Below are 16,109 nucleotides of genomic sequence, written 5' to 3' on the forward strand. Positions count from 1 at the left end.
GCCACCGCGGCCCGCTCCCGACAGGCTCACCCCTGCGACGGCCTTTCCCGCTTCAGCGTGATCAGCGCCGACGTATCCGCCTCGCCCTGCCCGCGCTCCACCAGCTCCGCGTAGTCGGCAGCCGCCTGGTCGATGGCGGTGGTGCGGATGCCAGCGCTGGCCGCGATGCCCTGCACGATCCGCAGGTCCTTGAGCATGTGCACGCACTTGAAGCCGGGCGTGAACTCATCGCGCATCATCGTCGCGCCGCGCTTTTCGAGGAACCAGCTGTTGGCCGCGCCGGCCATCAAGGTTGGCAGCAGCTTGTCCGGATCCAGGCCGAGCTTTTCGCCCAGCGCCAGACCCTCGCACACGGCCTCGTTGATGCCGGCGACCAGCACCTGGTTGATCGCCTTGGTCGCCTGGCCCGCGCCGATGCCGCCCATGTGGGTGATGCGCGCCGCGTAGGCTTCCAGCACCGGCCGCGCCTTTTCCAGGGCCGCCTCGTCCGCGCCCAGCATCACCGAGAGCTTGCCGTTGCGCGCGCCCTCCACGCCGCCGGAGACCGGCGCGTCGATGAAGGCGATGTCGTGCGTGGCGAGCATGGCGGCCGCGCGGCGTGCGGTTTCCACCGAGACGGTGGAGTGGTCGACGACCACGGTGCCGGCGCGGAGCACGTTGGCCAGGCCTTCGACCGTGGTCAGCACGTCGTGGTCCAGCGACACGCACAGCGCGACCACGTCGCAGTCGGCGAAATTGTCGGTGGAGCGCGCCGCGCGCACGCCCAGTTCGGCAGCCAGCTCGTCCGCCTTGGACTGGGTGCGGTTGCCGACCGCGGTCAACAAGCCCTTGGCGTGCAGGTGGCGGGCCATCGGCGCGCCCATCGCGCCCAGGCCAATGAATCCGACTTTCATGGTGTTGCCTCCGGTAGGGACGGTGGAGTCGCCGATGGTGGCGCTCCTCCGGTGCGCCGCCCGCGCCAGGCGCAGGCGGTGCATCAAGGGGTGGACGCCCAGCGGCGCCCGGGGAAGCCAGCGAACGGCGCGCTCAGGCGAGCGGCGCGTCGTCCAGGTAGGTGTAGCCGGTCAGGCCGGTCTCGAGCGCGGCGTTGAGCCGCTCCGCCTCGTCGGCGGGCAGGTGCGCGGCGGCCACCCGGGCGCGGTAGGCCGCACGCAGGTCGTCGAGCTTGTAGCCCACGTAGTCGAGCATCACGTCGGTGGTGTCGCCGCGGCGCTGCTGCACCAGTTTGACCGCATCGCCATCCACGCGCACTTCCACCGCGTCGGTGTCGCCGAACAGGTTGTGGATGTCGCCGAGGATTTCCTGGTAGGCGCCAACCATGAAGAAGCCGAGGCGGTAGCTCTCGCCGTGCTTCAGCGCGTGGATCGGCATCGAGGTGTTGAGCGTCTCGTTCTCGACATAGGTGTCGATGCGGCCGTCGGAGTCGCAGGTCAGGTCGGCGATCACGCCACGCCGGGTGGGCATCTCGTCCAGGCGTTCGATCGGCGCGATCGGGAACACCTGCTGGATCGCCCAGACGTCGGGCATCGACTCGAACACGCTGAAGTTGACGAAATATTTGTCGACCAGACGCTGGTTGAGCTCGTCCAGCACCGCCTGGTGGCTCTTCTCGCCCGGGTGCAAGCGCTCACGCACGCCGTTGGCAATGGCGTAGAACAGGTCGTCGATACGCGCGCGGTGGACCAGGTCGATCTGGCCCAATGCGTACAGCGACAGGCCTTCGCCGTGGTGGTGCACGGCCTCGTGGAACAGTTCCACCGCCGGGCGGCTGCCCAGTTCGCCGTGGATTTCGCGCAGATGACGGATCACCGCCGGCTCGTCGTCATGCGCCTCCGGCACGCGGCCTTCGGGCGCCTGCTCCACTTCCGACACGTTGGCCACCAGCACCGCGTGGTGCGCGGTCATCGCGCGTCCACATTCGGTGACCAGGCGCGGCGGGGTCAGGCCATATTCCTCGCAGGCCTCGGCCAGCGGCTGCACGATCGTGCTGGCGTACTGGGCGACGCCGTAGTTGATAGAGCAGTAGCTGCGCGAGCGGGTGCCCTCGTAGTCCACGCCGAGGCCGCCGCCCACGTCCATGAACTCGACCTTGGCGCCGAGCACCGACAGCTCCACAAAGTAGCGCACTGCCTCGCGCATGCCGTTGGCGATGTCGCGCACGTTGGAGATCTGGCTGCCCATGTGGAAGTGCAGCAGCCCCAGGCAGTCGCCCATGCCGACGTCGCGCAGCTGCTTCCACAGGTCCAGCACCTGGCGCGGGGACAGGCCGAACTTGGCCTTGTCGCCGCCGCTGTTCTGCCACTTGCCCGCGCCCAGCGAGGCCAGGCGCATGCGCACGCCCAGGCCCGGCTTCACGCCCAGGGCCTCGGACTCTTCCAGCACCAGCGCCAGCTCGGAGGGCTTCTCCACCACGATCCAGGTGTTGAGGCCAAGCTTGCGCCCGATCAACGCCAGCCGGATGTACTCACGGTCCTTGTAGCCGTTGCAGACGATCAGGCCGCCGGGCTGGCTCAGCGCCAGCACCGCCATCAGCTCGGGCTTGCTGCCCGCTTCCAGGCCGAAGCCGGTGTTGGCAGGCGCGTCGGCAGCATTGGCACCGATCTGCGCCAGCGTGCCGGCCACGCCCTGGTGCTGGTTGACCTTAATCGGATACACCGCGGTGTAGCCGCCCCGGTAGCTCCACTCGTCCATGGCGTGGGCGAAGGCGCCCTGCAGCTTGCGCAGGCGCGCGCCGAGAATGTCGGGGAAGCGGACCAGCAGCGGCAGCTTGGCGCCGTTGGCCCGGGCCTGGTCAACGATCTCGGGCAGCGCGACCGCGGGACCGGCGTCGCCGCGCGGGCGCACGCTGATGCGGCCGGCTGCGTCCACGTCATAGAAGCCCTCGCTCCAGTAGGGGATCGAGTAGGTCTGGCGGGCCTGATCAATCGACCAGTCGGACATTGGCGTGGCACCAAGGGGGTGTGGGGAGGCGCATTCTACCCCCCGGGGGGCTGGGGGGGACGTGAGGCGATGGTCGCACCACGCACGTGCGCCTGCGGCGCGTGGAACCGTTGCCGAACCTTCATCACGCCACCGGCGAGCGTCCGCTACAATCCGCGGCCTCGCACGGCCCGCTCCCGGCGGACACCGAGCGCCACCCGCGTCTTTGACGCCCCACCTGGCCCGGCCGCAAGCTGCCCGGAGCAGCCCGCCCCACACCCACAAGGACCGACTGGCATGAGCGACAACACCTCCTGGCACTACGAGAATTTCGAGCCTGCCGGCTCGGCCATCGGCTACCGGATCACCAAGAAGCTGGACGAGGTGCAGTCGCCGTTCCAGAAAATCGAGATCTTCGAGAGCACCGACTGGGGCAACCTGATGCTCATCGACGGCGCGATGATGCTGACCACCCGCGACAATTTCCTCTACCACGAGATGATGTCGCACCCGGCGCTATTCACCCATGCCAACCCGAAGAACGTGGTGATCATCGGTGGCGGCGATTGCGGCACGCTGCGCGAAGTGCTCAAGCACCCAGGCGTGGAGAAGGCGGTGCAGTGCGACATCGACGAACAGGTCACCCGCATGGCCGAGAAGTGGTTCCCGGAACTGTGCGACAGCAACGATGACCCGCGCGCCGAACTGCTGTTCGACGACGGCATCGCCTACATGGCCAACTGCGCGCCGAACTCGCTGGATATCGTGATCGTCGACTCGACCGACCCGGTCGGCCCGGCCGAGGGGCTGTTCAACAAGGCGTTCTTCGGAAGCTGCTTCCGCGCGCTGAAGGACGACGGCATCCTGGTGCAGCAGTCGGAGTCGCCGCTGGTGCTGCTGGAGCTGATCAAGGCGATGCGCGCCGAGATGGGCAAGGCCGGCTTCACCACGTTCCAGACCCTGCCGTTCCCGCAGCCGTGCTACCCGACGGGCTGGTGGAGCTGCACGATGGCGCGCAAGGGCCAGGGCTTCGACTTCCGCGAGGCCGACGCGCGCGCGAAGGCATTCGCGACCAAGTACTACACCGCCGACATCCACAAGGGCGCGGCCAGCCTGCCGCCGTTCGTGGAGGAGGCGCTGGGCGAGTAAAGCCCAATCTCGCAGCCCCCGAAAAGCCCCGCTGCGGCGGGGCTTCTACTTCGCGCGGCTCGCGCAGCGGTGCTTCGCCCGACCAAGCACAAGCGGCGCCGCCGTAGTTATAGGCCACTGGGCAGTCGCAGCCTCCGTGGTACCCCTCTGGACAAGTCCCCAGCGGGCTCCGAGGTTGCGCGGTTGTACGGATTTACAGCGCGTCGCCGTCCAGCTCGCCGGTGCGGATCCGCACCACCTGGTTGAGATCCCAGACGAAGATCTTGCCGTCGCCGATCTTGCCGGTGCCGGCCGCCTTCATGATGGCTTCGACCACGGCGTCGACCTGGTCATCGGTCACCGCCACCTCCAGCTTGATCTTGGGCAGGAAGTCGACCACGTACTCGGCGCCGCGATACAGCTCGGTGTGGCCCTTCTGCCGGCCGAAGCCCTTGACCTCGGTGGCGGTGATGCCGGCCACGCCGGCGTCGGCCAGCGCCTCGCGCACGTCGTCGAGCTTGAACGGCTTGATCACCGCCATGACCATCTTCATCGAACTGTCTCCTTCGGGCCCTGCCCTGCGATTCCGGGGTCGCCGCCCCATGCATCAGGATATCGCGAAGGCCGTTGACGACGCGCTCATCACTGCGTCGGCTAGAATTCCGACGCACCGTTAGGAATTTTCCTACACCACGCCGCGGCGTCCGCCGACGGCGCCCAACCGCCGGGTGCGCCACGCTGGACGCCCCGACGGAGGAATCCCCCCATGATCGACCTCAACCAGATTGACGACCTCGCCCGCCGCCTCAGCAGCCTGGTGCCGCCCGGCCTGCGCGAGGGCCGCGAGGAATTGCAGCAGAACTTCAAGTCAGTGCTGCAGAGCGGACTGGCCAAGCTCGACCTGGTGACCCGCGAGGAATTCGAGGTCCAGCGCGCGGTGCTGCTGCGCACCCGCGAAAAGCTGGAAGCGCTGCAGCGCACCGTCGAGGAGCTCGAGGCCCGCCTGGGCGCCGACGCCACCGCGCCGCGCCACTGAGGTCGGCCCCATGAATCTGGCCATCGTGCACAGCCGTGCGCGATCGGGCGTGCGTGCGCCCGAAGTACGGGTCGAAGTGCATCTAGGCGGCGGATTGCCGTCAATGTCCATCGTCGGCCTGCCCGCTGCCGCGGTGCGTGAGGCGAAGGACCGGGTGCGCGCGGCGCTGCAGTCCTCGCAACTGGAGTTCCCGGCGCGGCGCATCACCGTCAACCTGGCTCCCGCGGACCTGCCCAAGGACGGCGGCCGCTTCGACCTGCCGATTGCGCTGGGCATCCTCGCGGCGAGCGGGCAGATTCCACTGCAAGCGCTGGAGAACACCGAGTTCCTGGGAGAACTGGGGCTGACCGGCGAGCTGCGGGGGGTGGATGGCGTGCTCCCGGCGGCACTGGCCACCGGACAGGCAGGACGGAAACTGGTAGTGCCGGCTGCCAATGCCGAGGAAGCCGCGCTTGCGGACCATGTCCGCACCTTCGCCCCGCGTACCCTGTTGGAAACATGCGCCGTCCTCACCGGCCGAAAGGTGCCGGAGCCGCCGCCCATCCTTGCGCCCGGGCCCACCCTCACGGTCCCCGACATGGCGGACGTGCGCGGCCAGGCGCATGCCCGACGCGCGCTGGAGATCGCGGCCGCCGGAGGGCATCACCTGCTGTTGGTGGGCCCACCCGGGTGTGGCAAGACGCTGCTCGCCTCACGGCTACCGGGTCTGCTGCCGCCGCAAACGGACACTGAGGCGCTGGAAACGGCCGCGGTGCTGTCGGTGTCGCGCCAAGGCAGCGGCGGTAGCACCGATTCGAACAGGAGCTGGCGCTCGCGCCCGTTCCGCGCGCCCCATCACACCGCAAGCGCCGTGGCGTTGGTCGGGGGTGGCACCGTGCCCCGCCCCGGCGAGGTCTCGCTGGCCCACAATGGCGTGCTGTTCCTCGACGAATTGCCCGAGTGGAGCCGCCAGGCCCTCGAAGTACTGCGCGAGCCACTGGAGTCGGGCGTGGTTACCGTCTCACGCGCCACCCGTAGCGCGGAGTTTCCCGCCCGCTTCCAGCTGGTCGCCGCCATGAATCCCTGCCCGTGCGGCTGGGCCGGCGACCCCAGCGGCCGTTGCCGATGCGGCGATGAGGCGGTTGATCGCTACCGCGCCCGGGTTTCGGGCCCATTGATGGACCGCATCGATCTGCATGTGTCCATGGCGCGGCTCGCGCCGGGCGAACTGCGGCCCGACGCGCCCCGCGGCGAGAGTTCGGCAGCGGTGCGCGACCGGGTAAGCCACGCCCGCGCCCTGCAGGCCAAGCGGGCGGGGAAGGCGAACGCGATGCTGGGCCAAGCCGAGACGGAGCGGGATTGCCGCTTGCCCGAACAAGCGCAGGTGCTGCTGGAAAAAGCCGTGGAGCATCTGCAACTCAGCGCCCGCTCCACCCACCGGATTTTGCGAGTCGCCCGGACCATCGCCGATCTCGCGGATAGCGAGTCAATTGGCGTAGCTCATGTCACGGAGGCGATCGGGTACCGGCGCGGTGAAACTGGCCGCGCCGCCATGACCTGACTACGTCCAAGTGCTGATGGCGTTCAGCCGCAACCAGGGCCTGAGCAGATTTTGGGCTTCTCCATCCACGCGCGCGCTCCCCGGCGCGCCTCGTCAATCTCTTCCTGCGTGCCGCAACGCGTGACCTTCAGTTTTGAGCCGGACTTGGCTTCGGTCCAGCAGACGTCGCGGTTTTCCTGCGCGACGCGGGTGCCAACCACTTCTGCATTAATCGTCTCCAGCGCGTTCTCCAACTGCACGCGCTCCTCGATGTTCAATTCATCGAGCTGGCTCTTGCCCTCGGCAAGGCGAAACACCTGGTCTTGCGCCTTACGGACAGCGCGCGCGCGCCGCGGGGTCAGATCGGACGTGTCGCCACGGTCCAATTGCGCCCGAAGTCCTTGTTGTTGCTGGACGATCTGCGCAAGCGTCGCCGTCTCCGAGGCCAGCGCCCCGCCAGACGTCGCGCCCACCGCCAGTAGCCCCGCGACTGCAAGGCCCACGAACAACCGGTTTGCCATGACACACCTCCGTGGTATTGCCGGAAAACCTGCCAATCCCTGGAGCCTACGCCAGACCCCAACGGAGCTCAACCGCCCGGGTTCGCTCGCCCGCGCAGATCAACCGCCCACCTGAGCCTTGTCGAGCTGAGAGCGGGCAGCCTCACGCTCACGCTCGATCTGGGCCGCCGAACGGCACACCCGCTGCACGCGGTTACTGCCTATGGTGCGCTCTGCCTTGCACACCATGCGCTCGTCATCCGACTCTGGCTTGGCGACCCGAGGCGTCGCTGCCGTGGCTGCGGGCGGGGTCGGCGCTGCGGCTTGTGTATCGCCGGCTGACGCTGCCGCCGGGAGACCGCCGAAGCCGAAGGCCAGTGCAGCCAGGAATGCGTGCATGCGCATGGATCTACCACTCTGATCTGGGGGAAAGGCGCGACACTACGCAAGCGGCGTGGCCGTTGTCGACTGCCAAACGTCCCACCGCCTCGTACATTTTTTCTCAGTGGCCGATCGGCACCGGTTCACGGCAAGAGCCATACTCCGGCGATGCGCCTCCGCCGCCGCCAGCCGTGCCACTTGCAGATCGGGGACGCGATGGTCCCGGACCTGGGTGCGCTGCTGCAGGGCGAACTCCGTTTCGCCTCGGAACCCCGCCTTCACCTGCTCTGCCCCGTCACCGGCGTCCGCGTGCCGATCACGGCGGACGAGGCGGCGCTGCTGGCGCGTTTCCCCGGCCCGGACTGGGTGGAGCTTCACGTCGCGGCGAAGATGTTGGGGATCGCGCCGGCAACGCTGGTCGCGCTCGCCCAACGTGGCCTGCTGGTCTCCGATTCCGATGCGCCCGACGCGCAGGCGCTGCGCGATGGCGAGGCAAGGTTGGAGGCAGTCGGCTGGCACCCCGATGCAGCGCTGTACCACGTGGCGTCCCAGTGGCAGGGCGTGGTCGGCGAAGAAGGTCGGCGCCGCCATGATGACGCGGCCCATCGCGAGCGCCTGGAGCGGCATGCCGCCACGCTGGGGCCCCTGCCCCCGCACGCCTGGCGGCGCGAGGACGCCTTGGCGCGTAGTCAACTGCCCACCGAGCCGCTGGACGACGCCTTTGCCGCCACCCTGCGCGCACGCCGTACCACCCGCCACTTCCGCACCGATGTCGCGTTGCCCCTCGCGGATTTCACCCGGGTGCTGTACGGCACCTTTGGCACGCTCGGCGCGGAGACCCTCGCGCCGGGCATGGTGGCGCTGCGGCGCACCAGCGCTTCCGGCGGCGGCCTGCATCCGATCGATGCCTACCCGCTTGTGATCAACGTGGAGGGCCTGGCACCGGGCGTCTACCACTACGAGACCGACAGCCATGCGCTGGCGCTGCTGCAGCCACTTGCGTGCGAACGGGCGCGCGCTCTGGCCAGCGCGCTGACCATCGGCCAGGAGTACTTCGCCGAGGCGCACGCGATGGTCTTCCACGTCGCTCGGCTGGACCGCCATCACTGGAAGTACCGCCGCCACCCGAAGGCCTACAAGGCGGTGCTGCTCGACTCGGGCCACCTCAGCCAGACCTTCTACCTGCTGGCCGCCGAACGCGGGTTGGGTGCGTTCTACACCGCGGCCATCAATGATGCCGACGTGGCCGCCTTGCTTAAGCTGCGGCCGCAGGTGGAGATCGCCATCGGCGCCAACGGCATGGGCGTGCCCGACCCGACCCGCGACCTCCTGCACCTCAAGCCCGTGCCCTGGGCGGCAGTTGCGGAGTAACCGCCGAGCCGGTACAACCCGCTACGGGGGACCAAGGGGACCGTGGCATGGCAAACCAGAGCCAAACGCTGGCGCTGTTGAAGGGGCTGGCCGAAGACGACGCACTGCGCGCGCGCATGGAGACCGACCCGGTCGCCACGTTGGCCGAATTCGGCTTCGTGGTCGACCCGAGCATCGCACCGGAGCGGGTGTCGCTGCCCTCCAAGGAGCACCTGCGCGAGAACGCCGACAAGTTTGCCCGGCAGCTGGAAGCCACCAGCGGCTGGATCATTTTCTGCCGCTGAGCGGCTGCAGCGCTTCCAGCACGGGCGGGCGTTCGGCAGCCCACTCGCCGTAGGCGCGCAGGCGCGTCGCGGCGGAGACAGGCGCGGGCGCCGCGCTTGGACGGCCGTCGGCGCGGGCTTGCCAGTAGCGGGTCAGCAGCAGTGCGTCTTCACCCTGGTGGGGCTGCAGCAACTGGCGCGCACGCGCGGCATCGCCCTGCTGCAATGCTAGACGCGCCTGCGCGAGCGCGGCGAGGTTGGCCAGCACGTTGAACGGCGACTGTGCGACCACCGGTCGCGTGGCGTCGACGGCACGGCGCACCGCAGCCTCGTCGCCCCAGCCGGCGGCGACGTAGCCCGCGTACAACGCCGCGGCCGCCACCGATTCACGGGTCCGGCCGACGGTCTGGGGCAGCGCGGCCGCCGCCTGGTCGAGCAGCGTTCCGGCGTCCGCGCGCAGGCGCGCGGCAGGCGAATCGTGCTGGCGCACGGCGAGCACGGCCGCGCGGGCCGCCCATTCAAAGGCCTGGCGCGGCTCCCGGACGCTGGCCGCCAGTTCGTCGGCGGCGCGCAGGGCCTCCGGCCAACGGCCCGCATCGGCGGCAATGGTCATGCGCGCAATCCGATTCTCCAACGCCATCGGCGGCGGCAGGCGCGTTGTCGGGGGCAACAGGGCCAACGCCTTGTCGGGGTGGCGCTGGGCCGCCTCGAGCAGCGCGGGCTCGATGAACACGGGTGGGAATCCGGCCTTGCGCGCGGCGTCGAAGTCGCGGCGCGCGGACGCCGCATCGCCCAACGCGGCTTCGGCGACGCCGAGGTAGTGCCATGCGGCCGGTCGGGTCACCGCCTGCCGTGCGGTGGCCTGGCGGGCGTACTCACGCATCGGCCGGTAACGGTTGGCGAAGCGCAGCAGGTTGGCGGTGTTGAAGGCGGCGACGTGGAAATCCGGATAGAGCTTGGCGAGCGCCTGCCACTGTTCGAGCGCGTCGCGGTCCAGGCGCAACTGGGCCAGCTGCGCCTTGGCGTACAAGCGCTCGCGGTCGGTGAGGCGCGAGGTATCGCGCAGGGCCAGGGTCAACTCCGAGAGCGCGGTCGGCACGTCGGTGCGGGTATAGGCGATCCGCGACAGGCCGATCCGCGCCATGGCGAAACCCGGGTCCAGCGCGAGGGCCTGGCGGAAGTGCTGCTCGGCGGCGTCCAGGTCCTGGGTGGCGTATGCCCCCTGGCCCAGCCCATAGGCGCGCAGAGCGTCGAGGTTGGCGGTGGTGGCCTTGTCCAGCGGCGCCGAGCTGGCCTGCACCGACGCAAGCGCCTCGCCCAGGCGCTGGCGCAGGGCGTCGCTGGCCTCGCCGACCGCGCTGACCATGGCCTCGGGGCCCCGCCCGGTCGCAGACTCGGTGAAGACAGTGGCCTGGGTCGCCGGGTCCACCACCTCCAGCGTCACCCGCAACTGGCCGCCCACGTCGGCCACGGTGGGCAGGAGCACGGCGCGGACGCCATCGCGCACCGCGATCTCCGAGGCCACGTTACGGTCCAGCGTGGCCTTCGCCGGGTCCAGGCCCATGCCTTGCAGCGATTCGTCCACGCGCGATTCGGCGACCACGTTGACGTGGCGCGACTGTTCCAGCGCGACGCGCAGCACCGTCTCCACCGCGTCGTCGTACGCATGGTTGCCGGTGAGGTTGCGCAGGTCGGCCACCACCACCCAGTCGCGGTTGGCGAAGGCAATGGCCGGTTGCGGGCGCGTGATCCACCACAAACCCAGGCCGAGCACCGCCAGCACCGCAACCTCCGCGGCGAGCGCGGCCGGTCGGCGCCACAGCGGGATGTCGCGCCACGCCTTGGGCGTCGCCGGCGGCGCACGCAGCGGCGCGATGCCCGGCTCGCCGACTTCGAAGATCTCCTGCGCCTCGGGCACACCCTTGAAGCGCCAGCGCCCATACGACTTCCACAGCAGGCCCAGCCCGCGTTCGCCGAGCTCGCGCGCCGAGCGGTGGGCGAGCGGTTCGGCCACGGCCGACAGGAGGATCTGCCCGGGCCGGGCGGTCGCCATCAGCCGGCCGGCCATCGGCTTGGCCAGCCCCTCGACTTCCAGCGGCTTGGCGCCGACGCGCACGGCTTCCTCGCTGTTGCGCCAGGTCAACACCTCGCCCACGTGAAGGCCGGCCCGCGCCTTCAACTCCACGTGGTGTGCGGCGCCGAGGTCGCGCAGGCCGCGGGTGTAGTCGAGGGCGAATCCAAGGCCGTCGATGGGACGCTCGAACAGCAGCAACAGGCCGTCGGAGCGGTCGATCAGGCGACCGTGCCACTGCTGCTGCAGGGCGAGCACCAGACGATCGTGCTCGCGGAACAGCGCGGCGGCGGCGACGTCGCCGATGCGCTCCACGAGCGCGGTGGAATCGCACAGGTCGGTGAGCAGCAGCGTGCGCAGTTGTGGCGCCTGGTCGGCGGCGGGTCGGGCGGACGGCGGAGCGACGGAGGCGATCATGCACGGGGATCCGTCACGCCGGCATCGGGCGGTTGTCCTGCCATTCCACACGGTTGCCGCCGTCGCGCTTGGCGCGGTACAGGGCCGCGTCGGCACTGGCGTACCAGTCGTTGAAGTCGCCTTCGGGGCCGACGAGGCATGCGCCGATGCTGAGGCTGCAGATCAGCGGCGGGGTGTGGCCCATGCGCTGCAAGCCCTGCGCCGTGGTCAGCACGAACTCGGCGATGCGCATCACTTCGTCGCGCGTGGTCGCCTTGATCAGCAGCGCGAATTCGTCGCCGCCCAAGCGGCAGGCGACATCACCCGCACCGGAGACCGAACGCAGGATGTTGGCCACGCTCTGCAGCACGCGGTCGCCGACCAGGTGGCCGTGGTCGTCGTTGATCTGCTTGAAGCTGTCGCAGTCCACCAGCAACAGGCCCAGGCCGCTCATGGCGCCATTGCGGCGGCGGTCGGCCAGGTGCCGGGTCATGCCGCGGCGGTTGGCCAAGCCGGTGAGTTCGTCGGTGCGGATCAGCACCTCGGTCTGCTGCAGCTGGTGCGCGGTGGCGCGCAGGTTGTCCAGCGCGGCCTCCAGGTCCTGGTTGCGACGGCGCAGGCGGCGGATCAGGCCCTGCTCATTAAGCACCACGCGCATGATCGCGCGGCGCAGGAAGTAACAGACCATGCCCGGTTCACGCTCGACCAGGCGCTGGAACTCCTCGTGGTGCAACTCCAGCAGTTCGCCATCCACCGGTACGGACGCTTCGGCGCTGCGCGCATGGTCGCCGATGAGCAGGCCCAGTTCGCCGAAGAACTCCGCCGGCCCCAGGCGCTTGACGATGAGGTCGTCACCGAAGTCGAGGTCGATGGCGCCCTTGACCACCACGTACATGGTGGTGCCCAGCTCACCGCGGCGGAACAGCACGTCGCCGGCGTACACACGGCGCACGCGACCGACGTCGGCGAACAGGGCGAATTCCTCGGGCGTAAGCGCAGCCATCGCCAGCTCTTCGCGCGCCGGCATCGACGCACCGTCCCTGGCGACCATGTCCTTGAACGCGGCGGCCGCCGCGCCTTCCACTTTCATGTCGCTGGCCCTTGCCCTCGCTGCCTCGAAGACTACCACCTTATCCGTTCAGGGAACGCGGGCCCCAAGCCCGCAAGGCCACGGCCCTGCTGGATGCAGACGGGCCGGAATCGAGTACCGGCCCGTCGGTGCGACAGGTTTGCGGCGTGCGGCCCGCAACGGGGACCGCACTGCCCGCGGTCGGGCGTCAGGCCGCGGCGCGCGCCTCGTGGAACTGCTCCTCTTCGGTCGAGCCCTTCAGCGCCACCGTGGACGACTTGCCGCCCTGGATGGTCTGGGTCACCGCGTCAAAATAGCCGGTGCCCACTTCACGCTGATGCTTGACCGCGGTGAAGCCCTGTTCGGCGGCGGCGAACTCGGCTTCCTGCAGCTCGACGAAGGCGCTCATCTGGCGGCGGGCGTAGCCGTGGGCGAGGTTGAACATGCCGTAGTTGAGGCTGTGGAAGCCGGCCAGGGTGATGAACTGGAACTTGTAGCCGTAGGTGGCGATTTCCTTCTGGAACTTCGCAATGGTCGCGTCGTCGAGGTTCTTCTTCCAGTTGAACGACGGCGAGCAGTTGTAGGCGAGCAGCTTGCCCGGGAACTTGGCGTGGATCGCCTCGGCGAACTTGCGCGCGAACTCCAGATCCGGCTTGCCGGTCTCGCACCACACCAGGTCGGCGTACGGCGCGTAGGCCAGGCCGCGGCTGATGGCCTGGTCGAGGCCGTTGTTGGTCTTGTAGAAGCCTTCGACGGTGCGCTCGCCGGTGGTGAACGGCACATCGTTGGGGTCGACGTCGCTGGTGAGCAGGTCGGCGGCCTCGGCATCGGTGCGCGCGACGATCAGGGTCGGCACGCCCATCACGTCGGCGGCCAGGCGCGCGGCGACCAGCTTCTCGACCGCTTCGCGGGTCGGCACCAGCACCTTGCCACCCATGTGTCCGCACTTCTTCACCGAGGCGAGCTGGTCCTCGAAGTGCACGCCGGACGCGCCCGCCTCGATCATGCCCTTCATCAGTTCGAAGGCGTTGAGCACGCCGCCGAAGCCGGCCTCGGCATCGGCGACGATCGGCTGCAGGAAGTCGATGTCGCTACTGCCTTCGGCGCACTGGATCTGGTCGGCGCGCAGCAGGGTGTTGTTGATGCGGCGCACGACCTGGGGCACCGAGTTGGCCGGGTACAGCGACTGGTCCGGGTACATCTCGCCGGCGATGTTGGCATCGGCCGCCACCTGCCAGCCGGAAAGGTAGATCGCCTTGAGCCCGGCCTTGACCTGCTGCATGGCCTGGTTGCCGGTCAGCGCGCCGAGGGCGTTGATGAAGTCCTCGGTCTGCAGCGACTTCCACAGCTTCTCCGCGCCCAGCTTGGCAAGGGAGTGCTCCACGGGCACGGTGCCGCGAAGGCGCACCACGTCCTCGGCCGAGTACGGGCGGTTGATCCCGGCCCAACGCGGGTTGGTGGCCCAGTCGTGGCGCAGTTGGTCGGCGGTGGGGAGCTTGCTGGTCATGGCGGCGTTCCTCAAGTCAGGCTGTTGGCTGTGGTCGGTGCGGGAAAGACATGGCGTCTTCCTGGGTGGGTGAAGCGGAAGTCGGTGATGCGGTCGTCGGAGCGATATCGGCGCGATGGCGCCACGCGGCCGGCTGTCCTTGGGCATGGCGGGGCCGTTGGCGCGGGCCAAGGCCCGCACCTGCCGGTCGCCACGCGCCGGGTTGGATCAGCTCAGTCGCTTGTAGGCGGGGAGGGTCAGGAAGTCCTCCAGGGTGTCGGCGTGGGTGAGCCGGTCGAGCAGGCCGATGGCTTCCGCCACGCGGCTGCCACCGGGCATCTGCAGGCGGTCGGTCAACTTGCCCGGCAGGTTGATGAGGGCGCGCTCGAGCAGGGCGAAGTCCACCTCGGTGCCATCGTCGAGATGCAGGCCATCGCTGTGCAGCCACTGCCACAACTGGGCCCGGGCGATCTCGGCGGTGGCCGCATCCTCCATCAGCCAGTGGATCGGCACGCAACCGCTGCCGTCCAGCCATGCCGCGAGGTAACGCACGCACACCTCGACGTTGTTCTCGAAGCCCTTGCGGGTGATCGTGCCCAGCGACGGCTTGACCAGGTCGTCGCGGGTGACGACGACCTCCTCGCGCTTGACGTGCTGCTGGTGCGGGGTGGGCATGCGCTCGTCGAACACTTCACGTGCCAGCGGGATCAGCGCCGGGTGCGCGACCCAGGTGCCATCGTGGCCGGCGGTGACCTCGCGCAGCTTGTCGGCGCGAACCTTGGCCAGCGCGGCGGCGTTGGCGTCGGCGTCGCCGCTGATCGGGATCTGCGCGGCCATGCCGCCCATCGCGTGGGCGCCGCGCTTGTGGCAGGTCTGGATCAGCAGCTCCGAGTACGCCCGCAGGAACGGCTGGGTCATGGTCACCTGGCCGCGCTCGGGCAGCACCTTGTCGCGGTGGCGGCGGAAGGTCTTGATGTAGGAGAAGACGTAATCCCAGCGGCCGCAGTTGAGCCCGACGATGCGGCTGCGCAGCGCATGCAGGATCTCGTCCATCTCGAACACGGCCGGCAGGGTCTCGATCAGCACGGTGACCTTGAGCTGGCCAGCGGGGAGGCCGATGGCGCGCTCGACGTGCTCGAGCACGTCGTTCCACAGCGCCGCTTCTTCCATCGACTGCAGCTTCGGCAGGTAGAAGTACGGGCCGCGGTCCTTGCCGGCGAGCGCCTTGGCGTTGTGGAAGGCGAACAAGCCGAGGTCGAACAGGCTGCCGGACATCGGCGCGCCGTCGATGCGCACATGCTTCTCGTCCAGGTGCCAGCCGCGCGGGCGGACCAGCAGAACGGCCTGCTGGGCGAACGGCTTGAGCGCGTAGTGCTTGCCGGTGTCTGGCGCGCTGTACTCGAGAGTGCCGGCCACGGCCTGTCGGAGGGCCTGCTGGCCGGCGACCAGGTTGGCCCACGTCGGCGCGGTGCTGTCCTCGAAGTCGGCCATGTAGCAGTTGGCGCCCGAGTTGAGGGCGTTGATCACCATCTTCGGGTCGACCGGGCCGGTGATCTCCACGCGGCGGTCCTGCAGGGCGGCCGGGATGGGCGCCACTCGCCAGTCGCCGGCACGGAGGGCGGCGGTGTCGGCGCGGAAGTCCGGCAGGCCGCCGGCGTCGAAGAACGCCTGGCGCTCGCGGCGGGCGGCCAGTCGGGCCTGGCGGGTGGACTCGAAGCGGCGGTGCAGCCCGGCGAGGAAGTCGAGGGCTACCGCCGTCAGCAGCGTCTCCTGCCCCGGAAGGGTGGCCGTCACCTCGATCCCGGTGACCGACTCAGCCCCATTCCGGGGCTCCCGTTGTTCCGCCAAGACTGCCGACATTTCGAACTCTCCTCGCTGGGGCTGGTGCGTGTTGCGGTGCAAAAACACCATGCGCCCGCGTCTTGTATTTGACAATCAAGTTTTTTCAATGTTTATCATTAGGGGAACTA

General features: G+C 69.3%; 14 protein-coding genes. 5 read left to right on the forward strand and 9 right to left on the reverse strand.

All coding sequences use genetic code 11. The annotated features are described in order from the left end of the window. Nucleotides 1–26: 26 nt before the first annotated feature. Both AC3ARF_RS13870 and speA read right to left on the reverse strand, forming a co-directional pair. On the reverse strand, nucleotides 27–893 hold the full coding sequence (locus tag AC3ARF_RS13870; protein WP_498928869.1) for an NAD(P)-dependent oxidoreductase: 867 nt from the start codon (nucleotides 891–893) through the stop codon (nucleotides 27–29). A gap of 133 nt (nucleotides 894–1,026) precedes the next feature. Continuing rightward, nucleotides 1,027–2,940, reverse strand: coding sequence for an arginine decarboxylase (gene speA / locus AC3ARF_RS13875; protein ID WP_498928871.1), 1,914 nt, complete (start codon nucleotides 2,938–2,940; stop codon nucleotides 1,027–1,029). Between the two features lie 276 nt (nucleotides 2,941–3,216). Between speA and speE the strand changes: the two genes are divergently transcribed. Then, complete coding sequence (gene speE / locus AC3ARF_RS13880) at nucleotides 3,217–4,068, forward strand: polyamine aminopropyltransferase (RefSeq protein ID WP_498928873.1); 852 nt, start codon at nucleotides 3,217–3,219, stop codon at nucleotides 4,066–4,068. Between the two features lie 193 nt (nucleotides 4,069–4,261). Here speE and AC3ARF_RS13885 read toward each other — a convergent pair whose 3' ends face one another. Next, complete coding sequence (locus AC3ARF_RS13885; protein ID WP_144812233.1) at nucleotides 4,262–4,600, reverse strand: P-II family nitrogen regulator; 339 nt, start codon at nucleotides 4,598–4,600, stop codon at nucleotides 4,262–4,264. Between the two features lie 213 nt (nucleotides 4,601–4,813). On the opposite strand from AC3ARF_RS13885, the gene ubiK reads away from it, so the two are divergent. Next, on the forward strand, nucleotides 4,814–5,083 hold the full coding sequence (ubiK, locus tag AC3ARF_RS13890) for a ubiquinone biosynthesis accessory factor UbiK (RefSeq protein ID WP_498928875.1): 270 nt from the start codon (nucleotides 4,814–4,816) through the stop codon (nucleotides 5,081–5,083). Between the two features lie 10 nt (nucleotides 5,084–5,093). After that, nucleotides 5,094–6,623: a YifB family Mg chelatase-like AAA ATPase gene (locus tag AC3ARF_RS13895; protein ID WP_498928877.1), complete on the forward strand. Its 1,530-nt coding sequence runs from the start codon at nucleotides 5,094–5,096 to the stop codon at nucleotides 6,621–6,623. A gap of 23 nt (nucleotides 6,624–6,646) precedes the next feature. Here the strand turns inward: AC3ARF_RS13895 and AC3ARF_RS13900 are convergent, their stop codons facing one another. Then, nucleotides 6,647–7,123 (reverse strand): hypothetical protein, encoded by a 477-nt coding sequence (locus AC3ARF_RS13900; RefSeq protein ID WP_498928879.1) that lies wholly within the window; start codon nucleotides 7,121–7,123, stop codon nucleotides 6,647–6,649. Nucleotides 7,124–7,222: 99 nt separating this feature from the next. Further along, nucleotides 7,223–7,501 carry a hypothetical protein gene (locus tag AC3ARF_RS13905; protein ID WP_498928881.1) on the reverse strand — a complete coding sequence of 93 codons (279 nt, stop codon included), beginning with the start codon at nucleotides 7,499–7,501 and terminating at the stop codon, nucleotides 7,223–7,225. Between the two features lie 150 nt (nucleotides 7,502–7,651). On the opposite strand from AC3ARF_RS13905, the gene AC3ARF_RS13910 reads away from it, so the two are divergent. Beyond that, nucleotides 7,652–8,854 (forward strand): putative peptide maturation dehydrogenase, encoded by a 1,203-nt coding sequence (locus tag AC3ARF_RS13910; RefSeq protein ID WP_498928882.1) that lies wholly within the window; start codon nucleotides 7,652–7,654, stop codon nucleotides 8,852–8,854. A 47-nt stretch (nucleotides 8,855–8,901) separates the two neighbouring features. Then, nucleotides 8,902–9,138, forward strand: coding sequence for an NHLP-related RiPP peptide (locus tag AC3ARF_RS13915; RefSeq protein WP_036138116.1), 237 nt, complete (start codon nucleotides 8,902–8,904; stop codon nucleotides 9,136–9,138). Here AC3ARF_RS13915 and AC3ARF_RS13920 read toward each other — a convergent pair. From AC3ARF_RS13920 to aceB, 4 genes are all read right to left on the reverse strand, one after another. Continuing rightward, the gene (locus AC3ARF_RS13920; RefSeq protein WP_498928884.1) at nucleotides 9,122–11,605 is read right to left on the reverse strand and encodes a putative peptide modification system cyclase; all 2,484 of its coding nucleotides are present in this window, start codon (nucleotides 11,603–11,605) and stop codon (nucleotides 9,122–9,124) included. The two genes, AC3ARF_RS13915 and AC3ARF_RS13920, sit on opposite strands and share 17 nt — an antisense overlap. A 13-nt stretch (nucleotides 11,606–11,618) precedes the next feature. Continuing rightward, the gene (locus tag AC3ARF_RS13925) at nucleotides 11,619–12,635 is read right to left on the reverse strand and encodes a GGDEF domain-containing protein (RefSeq protein ID WP_498931889.1); all 1,017 of its coding nucleotides are present in this window, start codon (nucleotides 12,633–12,635) and stop codon (nucleotides 11,619–11,621) included. Between the two features lie 226 nt (nucleotides 12,636–12,861). Then, nucleotides 12,862–14,160: an isocitrate lyase gene (gene aceA / locus AC3ARF_RS13930; RefSeq protein WP_498928886.1), complete on the reverse strand. Its 1,299-nt coding sequence runs from the start codon at nucleotides 14,158–14,160 to the stop codon at nucleotides 12,862–12,864. A gap of 207 nt (nucleotides 14,161–14,367) precedes the next feature. Then, nucleotides 14,368–15,999, reverse strand: a complete 1,632-nt coding sequence (gene aceB, locus AC3ARF_RS13935; RefSeq protein WP_498928888.1) for a malate synthase A — start codon at nucleotides 15,997–15,999, stop codon at nucleotides 14,368–14,370. Between the last annotated feature and the right edge of the window lie 110 nt (nucleotides 16,000–16,109).

It is taken from the genome of Lysobacter sp. KACC 24251, from assembly GCF_057747755.1.

Bases quoted from the DNA above. Each gene is read 5' to 3' on its own strand.
- AC3ARF_RS13870 (WP_498928869.1), bottom strand. From the start codon at position 893: ATGAAAGTCGGATTCATTGGCCTGGGCGCGATGGGCGCGCCGATGGCC.
- AC3ARF_RS13900 (WP_498928879.1), bottom strand. From the start codon at position 7,123: ATGGCAAACCGGTTGTTCGTGGGCCTTGCAGTCGCGGGGCTACTGGCG.
- aceB (WP_498928888.1), bottom strand. From the start codon at position 15,999: ATGTCGGCAGTCTTGGCGGAACAACGGGAGCCCCGGAATGGGGCTGAG.
- AC3ARF_RS13925 (WP_498931889.1), bottom strand. From the start codon at position 12,635: ATGGTCGCCAGGGACGGTGCGTCGATGCCGGCGCGCGAAGAGCTGGCG.
- AC3ARF_RS13910 (WP_498928882.1), top strand. From the start codon at position 7,652: ATGCGCCTCCGCCGCCGCCAGCCGTGCCACTTGCAGATCGGGGACGCG.
- AC3ARF_RS13885 (WP_144812233.1), bottom strand. From the start codon at position 4,600: ATGAAGATGGTCATGGCGGTGATCAAGCCGTTCAAGCTCGACGACGTG.
- ubiK (WP_498928875.1), top strand. From the start codon at position 4,814: ATGATCGACCTCAACCAGATTGACGACCTCGCCCGCCGCCTCAGCAGC.
- AC3ARF_RS13915 (WP_036138116.1), top strand. From the start codon at position 8,902: ATGGCAAACCAGAGCCAAACGCTGGCGCTGTTGAAGGGGCTGGCCGAA.
- speA (WP_498928871.1), bottom strand. From the start codon at position 2,940: ATGTCCGACTGGTCGATTGATCAGGCCCGCCAGACCTACTCGATCCCC.
- AC3ARF_RS13905 (WP_498928881.1), bottom strand. From the start codon at position 7,501: ATGCACGCATTCCTGGCTGCACTGGCCTTCGGCTTCGGCGGTCTCCCG.
- AC3ARF_RS13920 (WP_498928884.1), bottom strand. From the start codon at position 11,605: ATGATCGCCTCCGTCGCTCCGCCGTCCGCCCGACCCGCCGCCGACCAG.
- speE (WP_498928873.1), top strand. From the start codon at position 3,217: ATGAGCGACAACACCTCCTGGCACTACGAGAATTTCGAGCCTGCCGGC.
- aceA (WP_498928886.1), bottom strand. From the start codon at position 14,160: ATGACCAGCAAGCTCCCCACCGCCGACCAACTGCGCCACGACTGGGCC.
- AC3ARF_RS13895 (WP_498928877.1), top strand. From the start codon at position 5,094: ATGAATCTGGCCATCGTGCACAGCCGTGCGCGATCGGGCGTGCGTGCG.